We start from the raw sequence: 15,919 nt of genomic DNA, 5'->3' as shown, positions 1-15,919 counted from the left end.
CAATGAGAATGGTTGACATTATACAAAACAAAAGAAATGGAAATTCTTTATCGGACGAAGAAATTAAGTATTTTGTTCGAGGCTATACAGACGGAAATATTCCAGATTACCAAGTCTCTTCTCTCTTGATGGCAATTTATTTTCAAGGAATGGACGAAAGAGAAACGGCTACGTTGACACAAGCGATGGTTGATTCAGGAGAAACCATTGACTTATCAGCAATTAATGGGCATAAGGTGGATAAACACTCTACAGGTGGAGTGGGGGATAAAATAACCTTCATTACTGGACCTTTAGTTGCTTCTGTTGGTGTTCCTGTTGCCAAAATGTCTGGAAGAGGATTAGGCCATACTGGTGGCACGATTGATAAGCTTGAATCTATTTCCGGCTTTGATGTGGAAATGACGAAAGAACAATTTATCTCCAATGTGAATCAGTTTAAGTTAGCTGTGGCGGGACAAACAGGAAATCTTGCACCTGCCGATAAAAAACTCTACGCATTACGAGATGTAACCGCAACCGTGGACTCGATTCCTTTAATCGCAGGTTCCATCATGAGTAAAAAGCTGGCATCTGGTGCTGACAGTATTGTACTTGACGTCAAAACGGGCACAGGTGCGTTTATGAAAACATTAGAAGATTCACAAGCCTTGGCTGAGGAAATGGTGAAAATCGGAAACAACCTTGGACGAAATACTGTTGCGGTTATTAGTGATATGAATCAGCCATTAGGGTATGAAATTGGAAATGCCAATGAAGTGCGAGAAGCAATGGAGGTACTGCAAGGAAAAGATATTCCAGATTTAAAACAACTAGGTTTGGAATTGGCTGCTCATATGACCGTTCTTGCAGAAGTGTTTAATGACTATGAAACCGCCTACCAAGAGTTAGAGAAGAACCTTCACAATGGTAAAGCATTTCAAGCATTTCGCTCCTTTATTCAAGCTCAAGGTGGAGATGTTCAACAAATTGATCATCCAGAAACCTTACCGACGTCCGCTTATCACGTAGAAGTCATGGCTACTAGAGATGGATTTGTGACAGCTATTGATGCCGAATCGATTGGAATTGCTGCCATGTATTTAGGCGCGGGGAGAGCAACAAAAGAAGATGTCATTCAACATGGTGTGGGAATTACGTTGAAAAAGAAAATAGGGGATAAAGTGGGACCTGGAGAAGCTATTGCCATTCTCCATAGCGACGATGAGCATCCTACTGATTCCATACAAAAGGTACAAGAAGCTTTCGAGATTGGGAAGACACAACCAACTACTAACCCTTTAATATATAAAGTAATACGTTAATACGATTTAATGACTTGATGATAAATCAAGTCATTTTTTTGTTATAAAACTCCATCATCATGGAAAAAATATGAATACTACGATTATGGAGGTATAGTCATGAAGAAATTCATTCTAAGATGCTTGATTGTTATATTAATTGGCACGACAGTAGCGCAACCGATTCAAGCTGAAGAAAAAGCGAAAGAGAAAGACGATTTAAACCTAGCAGAAAGTTCCAAATCAGCTATTTTAATAGAACGAGATACGGGTAAGATTCTTTATGAAAAAAACTCACACAAGGTACTTCCCCCTGCCAGTATGACGAAAATCATGACCCTATTGTTAATTATGGAAGCACTCGAAGAAGGGCAAATTAAACTGGACGACACTGTACGTGTCAGTGAGCATGCTGCCTCAATGGGAGGTTCCCAAATTTTCTTAGAGCAAGGCGAAGAAATGTCCGTAGAAGATTTGTTAAAAGGGGTAGCTGTTGCATCAGGAAATGATGCCAGTGTGGCATTAGCAGAGCATATTGCTGGAAGTGAAAAGACATTTGTAAAGATGATGAACGATAAAGTAAAAGAGCTTGGCTTAGAGAATACACACTTTGAGAATCCAACTGGTTTACCAGCAAAAGATCATTACAGCACAGCTTATGATATGTCAGTAATGGCAAAGGCATTGTTGAAATATGAAAACATTACGAAATATACGAGCATGTATGATGGCTATTTAAGAGAAGGTACAGAAGATGAGTTTTGGCTTGTAAATACGAATAAATTGGTCAAATTCTACGATGGGGTAGACGGACTAAAAACTGGTTATACATCAGAAGCTAAATATTGTTTAACAGCGACAGCGAAAAAAAATAATATGCGTGTCATTGCTGTTGCGATGGGAGCAGATACAACGAAAAAAAGAAACAGTGATGTGACCTCCATGTTAGATTATGCATTTAGCCAATTCGCAACGAAAAAGCTATTTAATAGTAATCAACCAGTCACAAACCTAGAATTAATAAAAGCAGCAAAAGATAAAGTGAGAGTTGTAACGGATGAATCAATTTCTGTCGTTCACAAAAAAGGAGAAAAGTTAGAGGACATTGAAACGAAAGTAAAGTTAGATTCTGAGTTAGATTTACCTTTAAAAAAGGGAGACAAAGTTGGAACATTAGAAGTACTAAAAGACAATAAGTTACTTTCTGAAACACCGATTGTTGTCGAAGAGGATGTAGAGAATGCTGGATTTTGGAAGCTATTTAAAAAATCTATGGATAATATGTTGAAAGTCGAACCATCCTAGGAACTTTTTTCGATTTTCCACTTCTTTTGTCGGAGGGCAGGATTTTGCTAGATGAAAGAAGAAAGGATTCACTACAGGAACAAGAAGGAGGAATCAGTAGTGAGTCTTTCTGTGAAATTTACAAAGAAGGAAAACGTATTACTGGTAAGACTAACCGGTGAGTTAGATCACCATGCAGCTGAAAATTTAAAAGCAGAATGGCAGATGGCTATTCGTGAATCCAACACGGAACATGTCGTGTTAAATCTTGGAGATCTTGACTTTATGGATAGCTCCGGGCTTGGAGTAATCTTAGGCAGATATAAGGAAGTCACGCAAGCTGGTGGTGAAATGGTTGTTTGTGCCATTTCACCAGTGGTTAAAAGACTATTTGATATGTCCGGTCTATTTAAGATTATTCGACTAGAAGAAACAGAAGAATTTGCTTTGTTAAGCTTGGGGGTGGCTTCATGAAAAACACAATGCACTTAGAATTTAGTAGTTTAAGCTCGAATGAAGCATTCGCAAGAGTTACAGTTGCAGCATTTGTTGCACAGTTAGATCCTACTGTTGATGAACTAACTGAAATCAAGACGGTTGTATCTGAGGCTGTCACCAACTCCATTATTCATGGCTACAATAACGATACAGATAAGATGATTCAAATTAAGTGTACGCTTCAAGATGATGTGGTAGAACTTCTTATTCAAGATGATGGGATTGGAATACTGGATGTAGAAGAAGCGATACAGCCACTATATACATCAAAGCCGGAACTAGAGCGTTCCGGAATGGGCTTTACAATCATGGAAAACTTTATGGATAAGTTGGAGGTCATCTCATTTCCTGGACAAGGGACAACTGTCAAGCTGATTAAACAACTAAAGAAAAGTAAAACCGTATGCAATTAGGGGATGTCTATGGAAATAAACCTTAAAAATTCCAAAAAAGAGGAACAGCTGACAGATGAACAAGTGAAGAAATATATTTATGACAGTCAACAAGGGGATCAGGTTGCACGTGACCTTTTAGTAGAACGAAATGTCAGGCTTGTTTGGTCTGTGGTTCAACGGTTTATTAATAGAGGGTATGATCCCGACGATTTATTCCAGATTGGTTGTATTGGTCTCTTAAAATCCATTGATAAGTTTGACCTTTCTTATGATGTAAGGTTTTCAACCTATGCGGTTCCAATGATAATCGGTGAAATTCAACGATTTATTCGGGATGACGGAAGTGTGAAAGTTAGTAGGTCCTTAAAAGAAACAGGGAATAAGATTCGAAAGAAGAAGGATGAGCTAACGAAAAAGTTTGGTAGATCTCCTACAATTAATGAACTGGCTATCGAATTGGAGTTGTCTCCAGAGGATGTGGTACATGCCCAAGAGGCAGCTAAGCTTCCTCACTCTATACATGAAACAGTTTACGAGAATGACGGGGATCCCATTACCCTGCTTGATCAAATCGCTGATCAAGACACAAAATGGTTTGATAAAATCGCTTTACAAGAAGCAATACGTAATTTAGAAGAACGGGAACGACTTATCGTATATCTTCGGTATTATAAGGATAAAACGCAATCCGAAGTTGCGGAACGTTTAGGAATATCTCAAGTGCAAGTCTCTAGGCTTGAAAAGAGAATTCTAGAGTATATTAAAGAGCAAATAGGCATGTAAAACGAACTACCTGTTGCGAATTGCAACGGGTAGTTTTTTTGTTGGAAAGATAACTGATATGGACGGTGAGGAGTAGAGAATCTTCATGGAAAGTGCATGATTTTAGCTTCTATCATCCATACTAGAACTAAATAAAGGAGGGGACTTTTTTGGACATTGTCTATATCAGAATGAAAAAGAAGCTAGAAGTTACCCCTAATAAACAGTTACAAATGAAAGATATTGCTTTCATATCAGCAAGTTCAAACCTTAAAAGAAGAGTTGAAAATACATTTTTGGACGTTACGATTCATAAGCAAGATCCTGTAAAAGTACTGGATGGATTCTCGATTATAGAGAAGTTAAATCAGCGGTATCCAGAGCAGGATCTCCAATTAATTGGACCTTCCCAAACGATTTTATACTTAAAAAAACGAACAAAGGCTCCATCCATCGTGTTAGTTTCTCTCATTTGGCTATTACTATTTGTTGGCTCAGCGATGGCGATTATGAATTTTCATTATGATGTAAGTATGCAGGAGGTTCAACAGAAGCTCCATTTTTTGTTGACAGGGAAAGAGGTACATCATCCCTTATGGCTTCAAATTCCATATTCAATCGGACTTGGGGTAGGCATGATTTTGTTTTTTAATCACTTGTTTAAGAAGCGGTTTAATGAAGAGCCAAGTCCACTAGAAGTCGAAATGTTTAAATACCAACAAGATTTAGACCAGTATGTTAGTCACTATGAGAATGAGATAAATACAAAAGATGCTACTTCTCGTCGCCGCTGAAATTCTTATCGGTTTTGCATCTGGTCTAATTGTTGGTACAGGCTTTGTTGGATTTTTAACTGTTTTAGGGATTATCCCTCGGTTAGTGCAATTGAGTAAAACACACAACTATATGAAAATAATCGAACTGAGTGTTATTTTTGGAGCGCTATTTGGCGTTTATTTAGCGTTTACGGACATCCATTTCCAAGCATCAAAGCCAGTTATTGTGATATGGGGCTCCTTGCACGGCATTTTTATAGGAATGCTTGCCGCTGCTTTAACGGAGGTATTAAATGTTTTTCCACTTTTAGCTAAAAGAATCGGGATGGAAATACATATTTTATGGTTTTTAATGGCCATAGTGTTTGGGAAAATTTTCGGATCTATTTTTCAATGGGTACTATTTGTGAAATATTAATCCCATATATAGAAAGGATCGGTTATATGAGCAACAGGAAGCAAGTAATCGTCATAACAGATGGGGATGAATATGCAAGAAAAACATTGGATTACTTGGCCCCTAAGTTCGGTGGGACTTGTCTGTCTCATTTATCAGATAACCCAACAAAAGCAAGCTCTCAAGAGGTAATCAAAGCAGTAAAATCTGCACCATCTGAGCCGGTATTTGTCTTAGTAGACGATGCAGGGTGGCATGGGGTTGGTGCCGGAGAACATATCTTAATTGATTTGGATAAGGACCCTGATATTGACATTATCGGTGCAATCGCCGTCGCCTCACACACGAAAAATTTAGAATGGACAAGATTTACCTTTGCGATTGATAACGAAGGAAATCTTACAGCAAATGGGGTAGATAAAGAAGGAATACCAGTCGCAGATGTTGGGCGAGTGAATGGAGACACTGTGTATGCGTTAGATCAATTGAACCTTCCTATTGTCGTTGCAATTGGGGATATTGGGAAAATGTATGGTAGAGATGCCGTAGAAAATGGATCTCCGATTACAAGACAAGCAATTGAGATGATCCTAGAAAGGGGAGGAAAGAAATGAATTCAGATACGAAAACCGCAATATCGGCAAAAATAAAAAATAATAAAACATTTATGGAAAACCGTGTTGGGTTGGGAACTTCATTTGACCTAGGAGTTCGCGATTTTACGCTTCTTAAAAAACATATTAATTTATATTATGTAACGGGTTTATGTGAAACACCGATTATAGTGCAATTAATGAAAAAAATCTTGGAGATTAATGAATCAGATCGAGGCGCGAACAAGGTAGGGGAATTGATTCAGAATCGTTTAATTCATCAGCAAGTAACGAAAGTAGAAACAATGGATGAAGTCGTGGACCAATTGTTGTCCGGTTTAATTGTGATTCTTATAGATGGAGAAGAGTTTGGCTATATTATCGACGTTCGAAGTTACCCTGGTCGAACTCCTGAAGAACCTGATACAGAAAAGGTAATTAGAGGTTCCAGAGACGGTTATACAGAGAATATCATAGAGAATACGGCCTTAACAAGACGGAGAGTAAGGGACGAACGACTACGTCATGAATTGATTAAAGTAGGTGAAAGGTCTAAAACGGATATTTGTATCGCATATTTGGATGATGTTGCCGACCAAGGGTTAATAAAGTTGATTAAGAATGAAATGAAACAGATTGAGATAGATGGATTAACGATGGCAGACAAGACGATAGAAGAATTTCTTGTAAACCAAGGCTTTAATCCATTTCCGCTTGTACGATACACGGAACGACCAGATGTTGCTGCCAATCATTTATTAGAGGGACACGTACTTATCATGGTCGATACGTCACCGAGCTTAATCATTACACCTACCACGTATTTTCACCATGTCCAACATGCAGAGGAATATCGACAATCTCCAGGAGTAGGTACCTTTATTCGTTGGATACGATTTGCTGGCATATTTGCTTCCGTATTCTTACTTCCGTTTTGGTTATTACTGGCAATGGAGCCTTCTTTATTGCCAAAAGGTTTGTCCTTCATTGGACCGACTGAACAAGGGAACATTCCAATTGTTGTCCAAATCATTCTAGCAGATATTGGATTAGAATTTATGAGAATGGCTGCTATTCATACCCCAACACCTTTAGCTACTGCAATGGGGTTAATTGCCGCAGTACTAATTGGGCAGATTGCAATTGATGTGGGACTGTTTTCTGCCGAAGTTATCTTATACGTAGCGATAAGTGCAATTGGGACATTTGCAACACCAAGTTATGAGTTAAGTGTAGCCAACAAGATGTCGCGAGTTATATTGCTAATTATAACCGCGATGTTTGGCGTTAAAGGGTTTGCAATTGGTTTTACGCTATATATTTTGTTGTTAGCGCATATTAAATCATTAAAAACCCCATATTTATGGCCATTTCTACCCTTTAATGGAAAGGCATTGCTTCAAATTTTAATCCGTGTTTCCGTTCCCATGTCCAAGGATAGACCGAGTATCGTTCATCCACGCAATAACTATCGTCAACCGAAAAAGGTTTAATGTTGAACGGCACTCTGCATTATGGTAAATTAGCTTTATGTTTAACATAACCTTTTCTCATATTAGATGGTAATGATGAACCTAACATTCCCTTATCCCATCTGTTTAGGAATCCTTTTCAGTGAGGATAAGGGATTTTTAAATTAAGAAAGGCGTAAGGGTGAGGAGGAACAGATCATGGATTATCCCTTTCCAACGAATCAACATGGCCATTTAGAAATTGGTGGCATAGATGCGGTAGATTTAGCCCAAAAGTATGGAACACCTCTTTTCGTATATGATGTATCCATCATTCGAAAAAACGCACGAGCATTTGTGGAAACATTTAGAAGCTTAGGTGTAAAATATCAGGTTGCGTACGCAAGTAAAGCATTCTCCTCTGTAGCGATGCTCCAGGTTGCGAATCAAGAGGGATTAAGTCTCGATGTTGTGTCGCAAGGAGAACTATACACAGCTATTCAAGCTGACTTCCCAGTTGAAAAGATTCATATGCACGGAAATAATAAGAGTCGTGAGGAATTAGAGATGGCTGTACAGTACGGAATCGGATGTATTGTCGTGGACAATTTTTATGAAATCGAACTCTTAAAGGAAATATTGCAAGAAACTAACAGATCCATGGAAATATTGCTTCGTGTTACACCTGGTATTGAAGCACATACGCATGATTACATTTTAACAGGCAATGAGGATTCAAAATTCGGTTTTGATTTATCGAATGGACAAGCGGAACAAGCCTTTTTACTAGCAAATGCCTCTCCTTTACTACATGTAAAAGGATTACATTGCCATATAGGCTCACAGATTTTTGAAACAGACGGGTTTATTATGGCTGTCCGTCGTTTATTTGAATCTTTGCATCAATGGAATCAAGTATATGATTATACACCAGAAGTACTGAACTTAGGTGGAGGTTTTGGGATTCGCTATACAGCGGAGGACGAACCATTGCCACTTGTAGATTACGTGGAGGCGCTTGTTTCAGAAGTAAAACAACAAGCAGAGTCTTTGCGACTACCGGTACCAGAAATTTGGATTGAACCAGGTCGTTCTATTGTTGGAAATGCATGCGTGACTATTTATACACTAGGTTCTATTAAAAACATACCAGGGATTCGTAAATATGTGTCTGTAGACGGCGGTATGACGGATAATCTACGACCTGCCCTTTATCAAGCTAAATATCAAGCAGTGGTTGCGAACAAAGCAAATCATGATTTAAAAGAACAAGTATCTGTTGCAGGGAAATGCTGTGAATCTGGTGATATGTTAATCTGGGATATAGATGTTCCAGATATTAATCATGGTGATTTGCTAGCTGTGTTTAGCACCGGGGCTTACGGGTACTCCATGTCTAATCATTATAACCGTTTTCCAAAAGCAGCGGTTGTGTTTGTAGAGGATGGACGAGACCAGCTCGTGATTAAAAGAGAATCTTATAAAGACTTGACACGAAATGACTTACAATATGCATATAACGGAGGCGTTTTAAATGAAGCAAGCAACAATTGAGTTTGAAAACGGAGAAAAAATTGTGATTGAGATGTTCGAAGACGCAGCACCAAATACAGTCGCTAACTTTGAAAAGCTAGCGAATGATGGTTTCTATGATGGCGTAACGTTTCATAGAGTCATCCCAGGATTTGTTGCACAAGGCGGAGATCCGACTGGAACTGGAGCTGGTGGTCCAGGCTATACTATAAAGTGTGAAACAGAAGGAAACCCACATAAGCACGTAGCTGGAGCTTTATCAATGGCGCATGCTGGAAAAGATACAGGAGGGAGCCAATTCTTTCTTGTACACGAGCCACAGCCTCATTTAGATGGCGTTCATACGGTATTTGGTCAAGTGACGGAAGGGTTGGATACGGTTCTCCGTATTCAACAAGGCGATGAAATGAAGAAAGTGCGTGTTGAAACAGTTTAAATCCTTTAAAAATTAATGATGCAATCATGAATGGAGAAAAGTGAGTCCTAGGACTCACTTTTCGTTTTGGATTTCTATATTCTACTCTGATTCCCTATAGAGAATAAGTCATGGTAAAATGGAAGAATGATTCTAGTATCGGAAAGGAAGGAATATGGTTAATATACTCTTATTCGTCCTCATCATTGGTCCTATAAGTATCTTACTTCATGAACTAGGACATTGTTTTGCCGCATTTCTTTGTAAAGCAGATGATATTGAACTTACAATAGGAAGAGGTAGATCACTAGTTAGCGTGAAAAAAGGGAAGCTGCGTGTGAATATAAAACAGTACTTCTTTCTGGGTGGTTATTCCAATTACCAAAAGATGGATTCATTTCATCCGACCGAAATGGCTGTGATTTCCTTTGCAGGTCCTTTTTTTAACCTTCTTATTTTCTTTAGTACATGTTCCGTAGAACATCCAGCTATTCAATTAGGAAGCCTGTTTAATTTGTGGTTGTGCATAATTAATTTAATACCATTTAACATCGCAATGCAGCAGTCTGATGGGTATAAAGTAATAGTAAATTTTTGGAATTCAGTTCGATAAAACCATGACATATTGAATAAATAGTAGTATGATTTAACAAAGATGTACTTGAAGTAAAAGGAATGATGATTGGTTGAGTACAAGAAAGAAAAATTGGATTTTATTTGCTATTTTACTAACACTAGGAATAATTTGGGGTTTTGTTTATTGGTTTGTCTTTGTTCTTTAACCGTTTAGTGAAGCATGGATGGAAATTTTTAATGATTAAGCTTATAATGGGAAGCATGGATAGAAAGTTATGTCCATAAAGAGGGGTTTCTATGTTAATTAGGTATAAAAAAAGTTTAGAAAAAATAGCTATGGGACTTTTGTCTTTTATGCCTGAAGAAAAAGAAGTGAAAAAGCTACAACATACAATGAAAGAATATGAAACGAACGAGGCCTGGCATTTGTATTTATGGAAGGAAGACGATATATTAGGAGCAATTGGCATCGAGCTTCAGTCCAATCAAAAAGTACTCGTTCAACATATAACCGTGAACCCTTCCTATCGAGGTATGGGGATTGGGAAAAAGATGCTTGAAGAAATTCAAAGCATCTATGAGGGCCAAGAAGTAATTTCAAATGATTCTACAAAAGCTTTTCTTGCAAAGCTGAAAAAGCCTGAAGATACATAAAATTAGAAAAATCTAAACTAGCTCTTGTTGAAGAGCTAGTTTTTTGTATATGATAAGAAGAAGACTTGAATTGGTAAGCTGAGCAACTCTGTAATAGATGGAAGGAAGTAACCAATATGGATCAGTCCTACCTTGTTAAAATAGACAATTTTGAAGGACCACTAGATTTATTGTTGCATTTAATTAATCAATATGAAATTGATATATATGATATTCCAGTAGCAGAAATTACAAAGCAATATATGAACTACATTCATACAATGCAGCAGCTAGAGTTAAATATTGCAAGTGAATACTTAGTGATGGCTGCAACTTTACTAGCGATTAAAAGCCAACTGCTATTACCGAATCAAGAGTTGGAAGCGGAAGATGATGAGTATCAGGAGGACCCTCGAGAGGAATTAATGCGTCGTCTTATTGAATATCGACGTTTTAAGGAAGCGGCTGACCAATTAAGGGACAGAGAAAGCGAATCCAATCAAATTTTTACGAGACCACCAAAAGTATTTGACGAAATGACGGAGCGTCCTCCAGTAGTTCGTGGAGAGCTTTCTATTTATGATATGATCGCTGCAATGTCGAAGGTGTTTGAACGAAAAAAATGGCAGCAGCCGATGGATACGACCATTCAAAGAGCGGAGATTCCAATATCGCAAAGAATGGAAGAGGTGATGGATATGGTAAGAAAAAGTGCTGGTGGTGTTCGTTTTACAAGTCTTTTTCCACATCCAACTCGTTCTCATATAGTCGTCACATTTATCGCAATTTTAGAACTAATGAAGGTAAAAGAAATCTATTGCGTGCAAGAAAATCATTTTGATGAATTAATAGTGTATCAAATGGGGGAAGTATAAATGGAGATTGCAGGATATAAAGCTATCGTAGAAGGTCTCCTGTTTGCTACAGGGGATGAAGGACTCTCTATTAAACAAATAGCAAGTATTTTGGAACTAGATATCAAAACGATCGAACATATAGTTGAGGAACTACAGTTTGATTATGAGCATACAGACCGTGGAATTACATTGTTAGAATCAAACAAGGTGTATCACTTAACAACGAAACCGGAGCATGCCATTTATTATCAAAGATTGTTAGAGTCTCCACATGTGTCTAAGCTGTCTCAAGCAGCCTTGGAAACATTAGCGATTATTGCGTATCAGCAGCCCATTACGAGAACAGAAATTGAAGAAATACGAGGAGTAAAAAGTGATCGTCCTGTCCAAACGCTTGTATCAAGGTCACTTATTGAGGAGAAAGGCAGAAAAGAAGGGGTTGGGCGTCCTATTATGTATGGCACATCAAAGGACTTTCTCACTTACTTCGGGTTGAAGTCCATTGAAGAGCTTCCACCATTGCCAGAAGAAGTGACGGACATCGATGTAGAGCAAGAAGCAGATTTATTCTTTCAAAAATTTAATGAAGCAGAAAAAGAGAACGAGAAAACTAATTCATGATAGTGGATTAGTTTTTTTATTGTTGTGTATCTATTTTTTGTACGTTACGTAACCTTCCTCCCCTTCTTACAATAAAAATTATAATACCAGTCATATGCATGTCCTTTTTGCATAAGAATGTAAAGACATTGGCTAGGTTGGGAGGTAGCACATTGAAGCAAATTGGAATACTACTCACTTGTATAAGTATGTTCGCATTACTCGTTCAGCCCGTTCAAACATTTGCAAAACCAGGAGTTTCTTCACGAAATGCGGTATTAATGGAACAAACAACTGGACGAGTTCTTTATGAAAAGGCAGCAAATGACCAACATCTCATTGCTAGCATCACCAAAATTATGACAGCTATTGTGGCAATTGAATCTGGAAAGTTAGATGAAACGGTTACTGCCAGCCGACGTGCGGTATATACAGAGGGCTCTTCTATCTATTTAAAAGAGGGAGAGAAAATGAAATTGAAAGATCTTGTATATGGTCTTATGCTTCGTTCAGGAAATGATTCTGCAGTTGCGATTGCGGAGCATGTAGGAGGAAGTGTTGAAGGATTCGTTCACTTGATGAATGAAAAGGCACAGTGGTTAGGGATGACGAATAGTCACTTCGACAATCCACATGGTTTAGATTCGGAAACACATTATTCCACGGCTTACGATATGGCTTTACTCATGCGTCACGCAATGAATAACGAGATATTCCGTGAAATAACCAGTGCCAAATCCTATAAGGCTGAATCACGTGAATATGCTTGGGGAAACAAAAATAAGCTGCTCACACGCTATTATGAATACAGTACAGGTGGAAAAACAGGCTATACAAAAAAAGCAGGGAGAACATTAGTTTCAACAGCTGAAAAGGATGGGATGAAACTAATTGTCGTAACATTAGATGGACCCGATGATTGGAATGACCATATGAGCTTGTTTGATTGGGGCTTTAAGCATTATGATATGAAGAAATTACAAGATGAAGGGATTCAAACATACTCGATTCAAGGAAGTGACGAGATAGTGGAAGGATTTATTCATCATGATATCCTTTACCCGCTAACTGAACAAGAAAATAAACAGCTTACCTCTGAGACGTTTATTGAAAAAGAAACAAAACGTGAGGAACCAGGTGGAATTATTGGAAAGAAAATCTTCCGACTTAATGGAGAAACCATTACTTCAGCCTCTATCTTTTCCGAAGCAGAACAAGGAGAGGAAAAAGGTTTCTGGGATCAAGTCCTATCTGTGTTTGAGCAATTGACCGGGGCTTCGGTACATGGTTAACTTAATATGGGCTTTTATGGCTATTATCGGTATCGTTTACGCCATGTTTAATGGCACAATGGATCAAGTGAACCAAGCCTTATTTCAAGGTGCCGATGAAGCAGTAACATTGACCATAGGTCTTATCAGTGTCCTTGTATTTTGGTTGGGGATTATGAAGGTTGCAGAAGAAGCTGGTTTATTGAGGATTCTAACGCGCTTATTCAAACCATTTGTTACGAGGTTATTTCCGGATATACCGAAAAATCACCCTGCGATGGGATATATTCTATCTAATTTTACTGCAAACTTATTCGGATTAGGGAATGCAGCAACACCAATGGGAATCAAAGCGATGGAGCAAATGAAACAGCTTAGCCAATCGGATAAAGCGAGTCGATCCATGATTACGTTCTTAGCCATAAATACATCTAGTTTGACCCTAATACCAACAACTGTGATTGCCATCCGGATGAAATATGAATCCGCTGCCCCAACTGAAATTGTTGGAACGACCATTTTAGCTACGCTAGTTTCCACTACAGCGGCGATTATTGTGGACCGAATATTCCACTATAGAAGGGTGCGGAAGAATAAGCGATGACACTGATTACGACGTTAAGCACATGGATTATTCCATGTATCATTTTACTAGTATTAGTAGTTGCCACATGGAAGAAGGTTCCAACATACGAAAGCTTTGTCGAAGGTGGAAAAGAAGGCGTGAGCATGGCAGTATCTCTTCTACCATTTTTACTAGGAATGATGGTATCAATTGCCATATTGCGTGGATCGGGAGCACTGGAAGCATTTATTGAATGGATATCTCCGTTTTTGATGGCGATTGGAGTTCCAGCAGATATTGTTCCGTTAGCCTTAGTGAGGCCGATTTCTGGTACAGCTGCACTGGGGATGACAACAGAACTGATTCAATCACACGGACCAGATTCATTTATAGGAAGATTAGCATCCACCATGCAAGGATCAACAGACACTACGTTATATATATTGACGGTTTATTTTGGAGCTGTGGGCATTCGCAGAATGGGAGATGCATTAAAAGTTGGACTAATAGCAGATTTTATTGGTATAATTGCATCAATTATAATCGTGTCGATTGTATTTTTATAAAGAAAAGCGTTAACATGACAGTGTTAGCGCTTGTTTTTCGTTAAATAATAAAAAATACGTCAAGACTGATAGGAAACAGAAAGAAAAGCAGGTGATGGTATGAGTTTAGAACGGTTGCAAAAGGTAATTGCACAAAGCGGTGTTACCTCTCGTCGTAAAGCAGAAAAGCTAATCGAAGCAGGGAAGGTAACGGTAAATGGTCAAGTTGTGAAGGAGTTAGGTACCAAGGTTGGGCCAGATGATGATATTGAAGTAGAAGGTGTACCCTTAGAAAAAGAACAACCAGTTTATTACATGTTGTACAAGCCAAGAGGGGTTATTTCAAGTGTGAAGGATGATAAAAATCGAAAAGTAGTAACAGATTTTTTCCCTGATGTGAAGGAGCGGATTTATCCGATCGGAAGATTAGATTATGACACATCCGGTCTACTCTTGCTTACGAATGATGGTGAATTTGCAAACTTATTAATGCATCCAAAATACGAAATTGAAAAAATTTATGTAGCTAAAGTAAAAGGAATACCTAGGAGAGAGGAACTGAATAAACTTCGAAAAGGAATTTCATCCGATGGAGAGAAGCTAAAAGCTACTTTTACAAAGGTGCTGTCTACTGATGACAAGAAGAAAACCGCGATTGTCCAAATTAATTTACAAGAAGGTAGAAATAGGCAAGTGAGAAGAATGTTAGAAGCCATTGGTTATCCAGTTGATAAACTAAAGCGGGAACAATATGGGTTTTTGACATTGGAAGGACTTAATGCAGGGGAATTTAGAGAGCTTACCCCACACGAAGTGAAACAGTTGCGTGCAGAAGCTCAAAAAATTGTTAAATAATAGTCAAATTTTAACCGTTATTTCGATGCTATAATGGAAGCGGGAGTGTGCATATATGACTAAATTAGAAGAAGCGAACAAAGTTAAAAAAAATAAAAAGCAGAGCCGTTTAATTTTTCGAACAACGGTTTTACTTGTGTTGTTTGCTGCATTAGTTTTTGCGCTTGTTTCCAACTTTGTTTCAGGAAATAGTGTCGTTGATGTCGGGGATAAAGCACCTAATTTTCAACTGAAGCAGTTAAATGGAGAAGCGGATTCTTTGCAACTGAATGATTTAAAAGGCAAGGGCATTATGTTGAACTTCTGGGCCACGTATTGTGAACCATGTGAAGACGAAATGCCATATATGCAAGAATTATATCCGGAATACAAGGAAAAGGGTGTTGAAATCGTAGCTGTTAGTTTAGATGCTAATGAGCTTGTTATTAATAAGTTTATAGATCATTATGATTTAACATTCCCAGTCTTGCATGATAAAGGGCAGGTAATGGATCTGTACGGAATTGATCCACTTCCTACAACTTTTTTTATTAACTCGGAAGGAGAAGTTGTGGAAAAGGTATCAGGAGCACTAACCTTAAGTAAGTTAGAGGGGTACTTACAGCAAATTCAACCGAAATAAACAGAGAA

Annotated in this window: 20 protein-coding genes; all 20 read left to right on the top strand. The window is 38.2% G+C overall.

Annotation, left to right across the window (positions count from 1 at the left end; genetic code table 11):
- Positions 1-2: 2 nt before the first annotated feature.
- Positions 3-1,304, top strand: coding sequence for a pyrimidine-nucleoside phosphorylase (locus FN924_RS10185; protein WP_143894178.1), 1,302 nt, complete (start codon positions 3-5; stop codon positions 1,302-1,304).
- Positions 1,305-1,403: 99 nt separating this feature from the next.
- Complete coding sequence (locus FN924_RS10180) at positions 1,404-2,588, top strand: D-alanyl-D-alanine carboxypeptidase family protein (protein ID WP_143894176.1); 1,185 nt, start codon at positions 1,404-1,406, stop codon at positions 2,586-2,588.
- Between the two features lie 99 nt (positions 2,589-2,687).
- Positions 2,688-3,041: an anti-sigma F factor antagonist gene (gene spoIIAA, locus FN924_RS10175; protein WP_228409420.1), complete on the top strand. Its 354-nt coding sequence runs from the start codon at positions 2,688-2,690 to the stop codon at positions 3,039-3,041.
- The gene (spoIIAB, locus tag FN924_RS10170; protein WP_143894173.1) at positions 3,038-3,478 is read left to right on the top strand and encodes an anti-sigma F factor; all 441 of its coding nucleotides are present in this window, start codon (positions 3,038-3,040) and stop codon (positions 3,476-3,478) included. Before spoIIAA ends, spoIIAB begins: the two co-directional genes overlap by 4 nt.
- A 9-nt stretch (positions 3,479-3,487) precedes the next feature.
- Positions 3,488-4,243: an RNA polymerase sporulation sigma factor SigF gene (sigF, locus tag FN924_RS10165; protein WP_143894171.1), complete on the top strand. Its 756-nt coding sequence runs from the start codon at positions 3,488-3,490 to the stop codon at positions 4,241-4,243.
- Between the two features lie 149 nt (positions 4,244-4,392).
- Entirely contained in the window at positions 4,393-5,016 is a 624-nt protein-coding gene (locus FN924_RS10160; RefSeq protein ID WP_143894169.1) for a stage V sporulation protein AA, read from the top strand.
- Positions 4,994-5,416, top strand: a complete 423-nt coding sequence (locus FN924_RS10155; protein WP_143894167.1) for a stage V sporulation protein AB — start codon at positions 4,994-4,996, stop codon at positions 5,414-5,416. Before FN924_RS10160 ends, FN924_RS10155 begins: the two co-directional genes overlap by 23 nt.
- A gap of 26 nt (positions 5,417-5,442) precedes the next feature.
- A complete protein-coding gene (locus tag FN924_RS10150; protein ID WP_143894165.1) occupies positions 5,443-6,009 on the top strand; it encodes a stage V sporulation protein SpoVABEA in 567 nt (188 codons plus the stop codon).
- Positions 6,006-7,481, top strand: coding sequence for a spore germination protein (locus FN924_RS10145; protein ID WP_143894163.1), 1,476 nt, complete (start codon positions 6,006-6,008; stop codon positions 7,479-7,481). The genes FN924_RS10150 and FN924_RS10145 overlap by 4 nt, the downstream gene beginning before the upstream one ends.
- A gap of 177 nt (positions 7,482-7,658) precedes the next feature.
- On the top strand, positions 7,659-8,993 hold the full coding sequence (gene lysA / locus FN924_RS10140) for a diaminopimelate decarboxylase (RefSeq protein ID WP_143894161.1): 1,335 nt from the start codon (positions 7,659-7,661) through the stop codon (positions 8,991-8,993).
- A complete protein-coding gene (locus FN924_RS10135; protein ID WP_143894159.1) occupies positions 8,974-9,408 on the top strand; it encodes a peptidylprolyl isomerase in 435 nt (144 codons plus the stop codon). The genes lysA and FN924_RS10135 overlap by 20 nt, the downstream gene beginning before the upstream one ends.
- Positions 9,409-9,562: 154 nt before the next feature.
- A complete protein-coding gene (locus tag FN924_RS10130) occupies positions 9,563-10,000 on the top strand; it encodes a site-2 protease family protein (RefSeq protein ID WP_143894157.1) in 438 nt (145 codons plus the stop codon).
- Positions 10,001-10,260: 260 nt separating this feature from the next.
- Positions 10,261-10,617 carry a GNAT family N-acetyltransferase gene (locus FN924_RS10125; protein WP_143894155.1) on the top strand — a complete coding sequence of 119 codons (357 nt, stop codon included), beginning with the start codon at positions 10,261-10,263 and terminating at the stop codon, positions 10,615-10,617.
- Between the two features lie 116 nt (positions 10,618-10,733).
- Positions 10,734-11,471 (top strand): segregation/condensation protein A, encoded by a 738-nt coding sequence (locus FN924_RS10120; RefSeq protein ID WP_143894153.1) that lies wholly within the window; start codon positions 10,734-10,736, stop codon positions 11,469-11,471.
- Positions 11,472-12,074, top strand: coding sequence for an SMC-Scp complex subunit ScpB (scpB, locus tag FN924_RS10115; RefSeq protein WP_143894151.1), 603 nt, complete (start codon positions 11,472-11,474; stop codon positions 12,072-12,074).
- A 188-nt stretch (positions 12,075-12,262) separates the two neighbouring features.
- A complete protein-coding gene (locus tag FN924_RS10110) occupies positions 12,263-13,345 on the top strand; it encodes a D-alanyl-D-alanine carboxypeptidase family protein (protein ID WP_143897183.1) in 1,083 nt (360 codons plus the stop codon).
- Positions 13,338-13,928 carry a nucleoside recognition domain-containing protein gene (locus tag FN924_RS10105; protein ID WP_143894149.1) on the top strand — a complete coding sequence of 197 codons (591 nt, stop codon included), beginning with the start codon at positions 13,338-13,340 and terminating at the stop codon, positions 13,926-13,928. The genes FN924_RS10110 and FN924_RS10105 overlap by 8 nt, the downstream gene beginning before the upstream one ends.
- Entirely contained in the window at positions 13,925-14,455 is a 531-nt protein-coding gene (locus FN924_RS10100; RefSeq protein ID WP_143894148.1) for a spore maturation protein, read from the top strand. The genes FN924_RS10105 and FN924_RS10100 overlap by 4 nt, the downstream gene beginning before the upstream one ends.
- 99 nt (positions 14,456-14,554) lie before the next feature.
- Complete coding sequence (locus FN924_RS10095; RefSeq protein WP_143894146.1) at positions 14,555-15,289, top strand: pseudouridine synthase; 735 nt, start codon at positions 14,555-14,557, stop codon at positions 15,287-15,289.
- Positions 15,290-15,344: 55 nt separating this feature from the next.
- Positions 15,345-15,911, top strand: coding sequence for a thiol-disulfide oxidoreductase ResA (resA, locus tag FN924_RS10090; RefSeq protein ID WP_143894144.1), 567 nt, complete (start codon positions 15,345-15,347; stop codon positions 15,909-15,911).
- The last annotated feature ends 8 nt before the right edge of the window (positions 15,912-15,919 follow it).

Source organism: Radiobacillus deserti (genome assembly GCF_007301515.1).
Classification (GTDB): Bacteria; Bacillota; Bacilli; order Bacillales; family Amphibacillaceae; genus Radiobacillus; species Radiobacillus deserti.
Note: the sequence above shows the minus strand (reverse complement) of the source record. Positions and strands in the feature narration are given on the sequence as shown.

Coding starts and splice junctions, on each gene's coding strand:
- FN924_RS10155 (WP_143894167.1), top strand. CDS start 4,994: ATGCTACTTCTCGTCGCCGCTGAAATTCTTATCGGTTTTGCATCTGGT.
- FN924_RS10110 (WP_143897183.1), top strand. CDS start 12,263: ATGTTCGCATTACTCGTTCAGCCCGTTCAAACATTTGCAAAACCAGGA.
- FN924_RS10130 (WP_143894157.1), top strand. CDS start 9,563: ATGGTTAATATACTCTTATTCGTCCTCATCATTGGTCCTATAAGTATC.
- FN924_RS10095 (WP_143894146.1), top strand. CDS start 14,555: ATGAGTTTAGAACGGTTGCAAAAGGTAATTGCACAAAGCGGTGTTACC.
- FN924_RS10120 (WP_143894153.1), top strand. CDS start 10,734: ATGGATCAGTCCTACCTTGTTAAAATAGACAATTTTGAAGGACCACTA.
- FN924_RS10145 (WP_143894163.1), top strand. CDS start 6,006: ATGAATTCAGATACGAAAACCGCAATATCGGCAAAAATAAAAAATAAT.
- FN924_RS10135 (WP_143894159.1), top strand. CDS start 8,974: ATGAAGCAAGCAACAATTGAGTTTGAAAACGGAGAAAAAATTGTGATT.
- FN924_RS10100 (WP_143894148.1), top strand. CDS start 13,925: ATGACACTGATTACGACGTTAAGCACATGGATTATTCCATGTATCATT.
- spoIIAB (WP_143894173.1), top strand. CDS start 3,038: ATGAAAAACACAATGCACTTAGAATTTAGTAGTTTAAGCTCGAATGAA.
- FN924_RS10105 (WP_143894149.1), top strand. CDS start 13,338: ATGGTTAACTTAATATGGGCTTTTATGGCTATTATCGGTATCGTTTAC.
- resA (WP_143894144.1), top strand. CDS start 15,345: ATGACTAAATTAGAAGAAGCGAACAAAGTTAAAAAAAATAAAAAGCAG.
- FN924_RS10185 (WP_143894178.1), top strand. CDS start 3: ATGAGAATGGTTGACATTATACAAAACAAAAGAAATGGAAATTCTTTA.
- scpB (WP_143894151.1), top strand. CDS start 11,472: ATGGAGATTGCAGGATATAAAGCTATCGTAGAAGGTCTCCTGTTTGCT.
- FN924_RS10125 (WP_143894155.1), top strand. CDS start 10,261: ATGTTAATTAGGTATAAAAAAAGTTTAGAAAAAATAGCTATGGGACTT.
- FN924_RS10150 (WP_143894165.1), top strand. CDS start 5,443: ATGAGCAACAGGAAGCAAGTAATCGTCATAACAGATGGGGATGAATAT.
- FN924_RS10180 (WP_143894176.1), top strand. CDS start 1,404: ATGAAGAAATTCATTCTAAGATGCTTGATTGTTATATTAATTGGCACG.
- sigF (WP_143894171.1), top strand. CDS start 3,488: ATGGAAATAAACCTTAAAAATTCCAAAAAAGAGGAACAGCTGACAGAT.
- lysA (WP_143894161.1), top strand. CDS start 7,659: ATGGATTATCCCTTTCCAACGAATCAACATGGCCATTTAGAAATTGGT.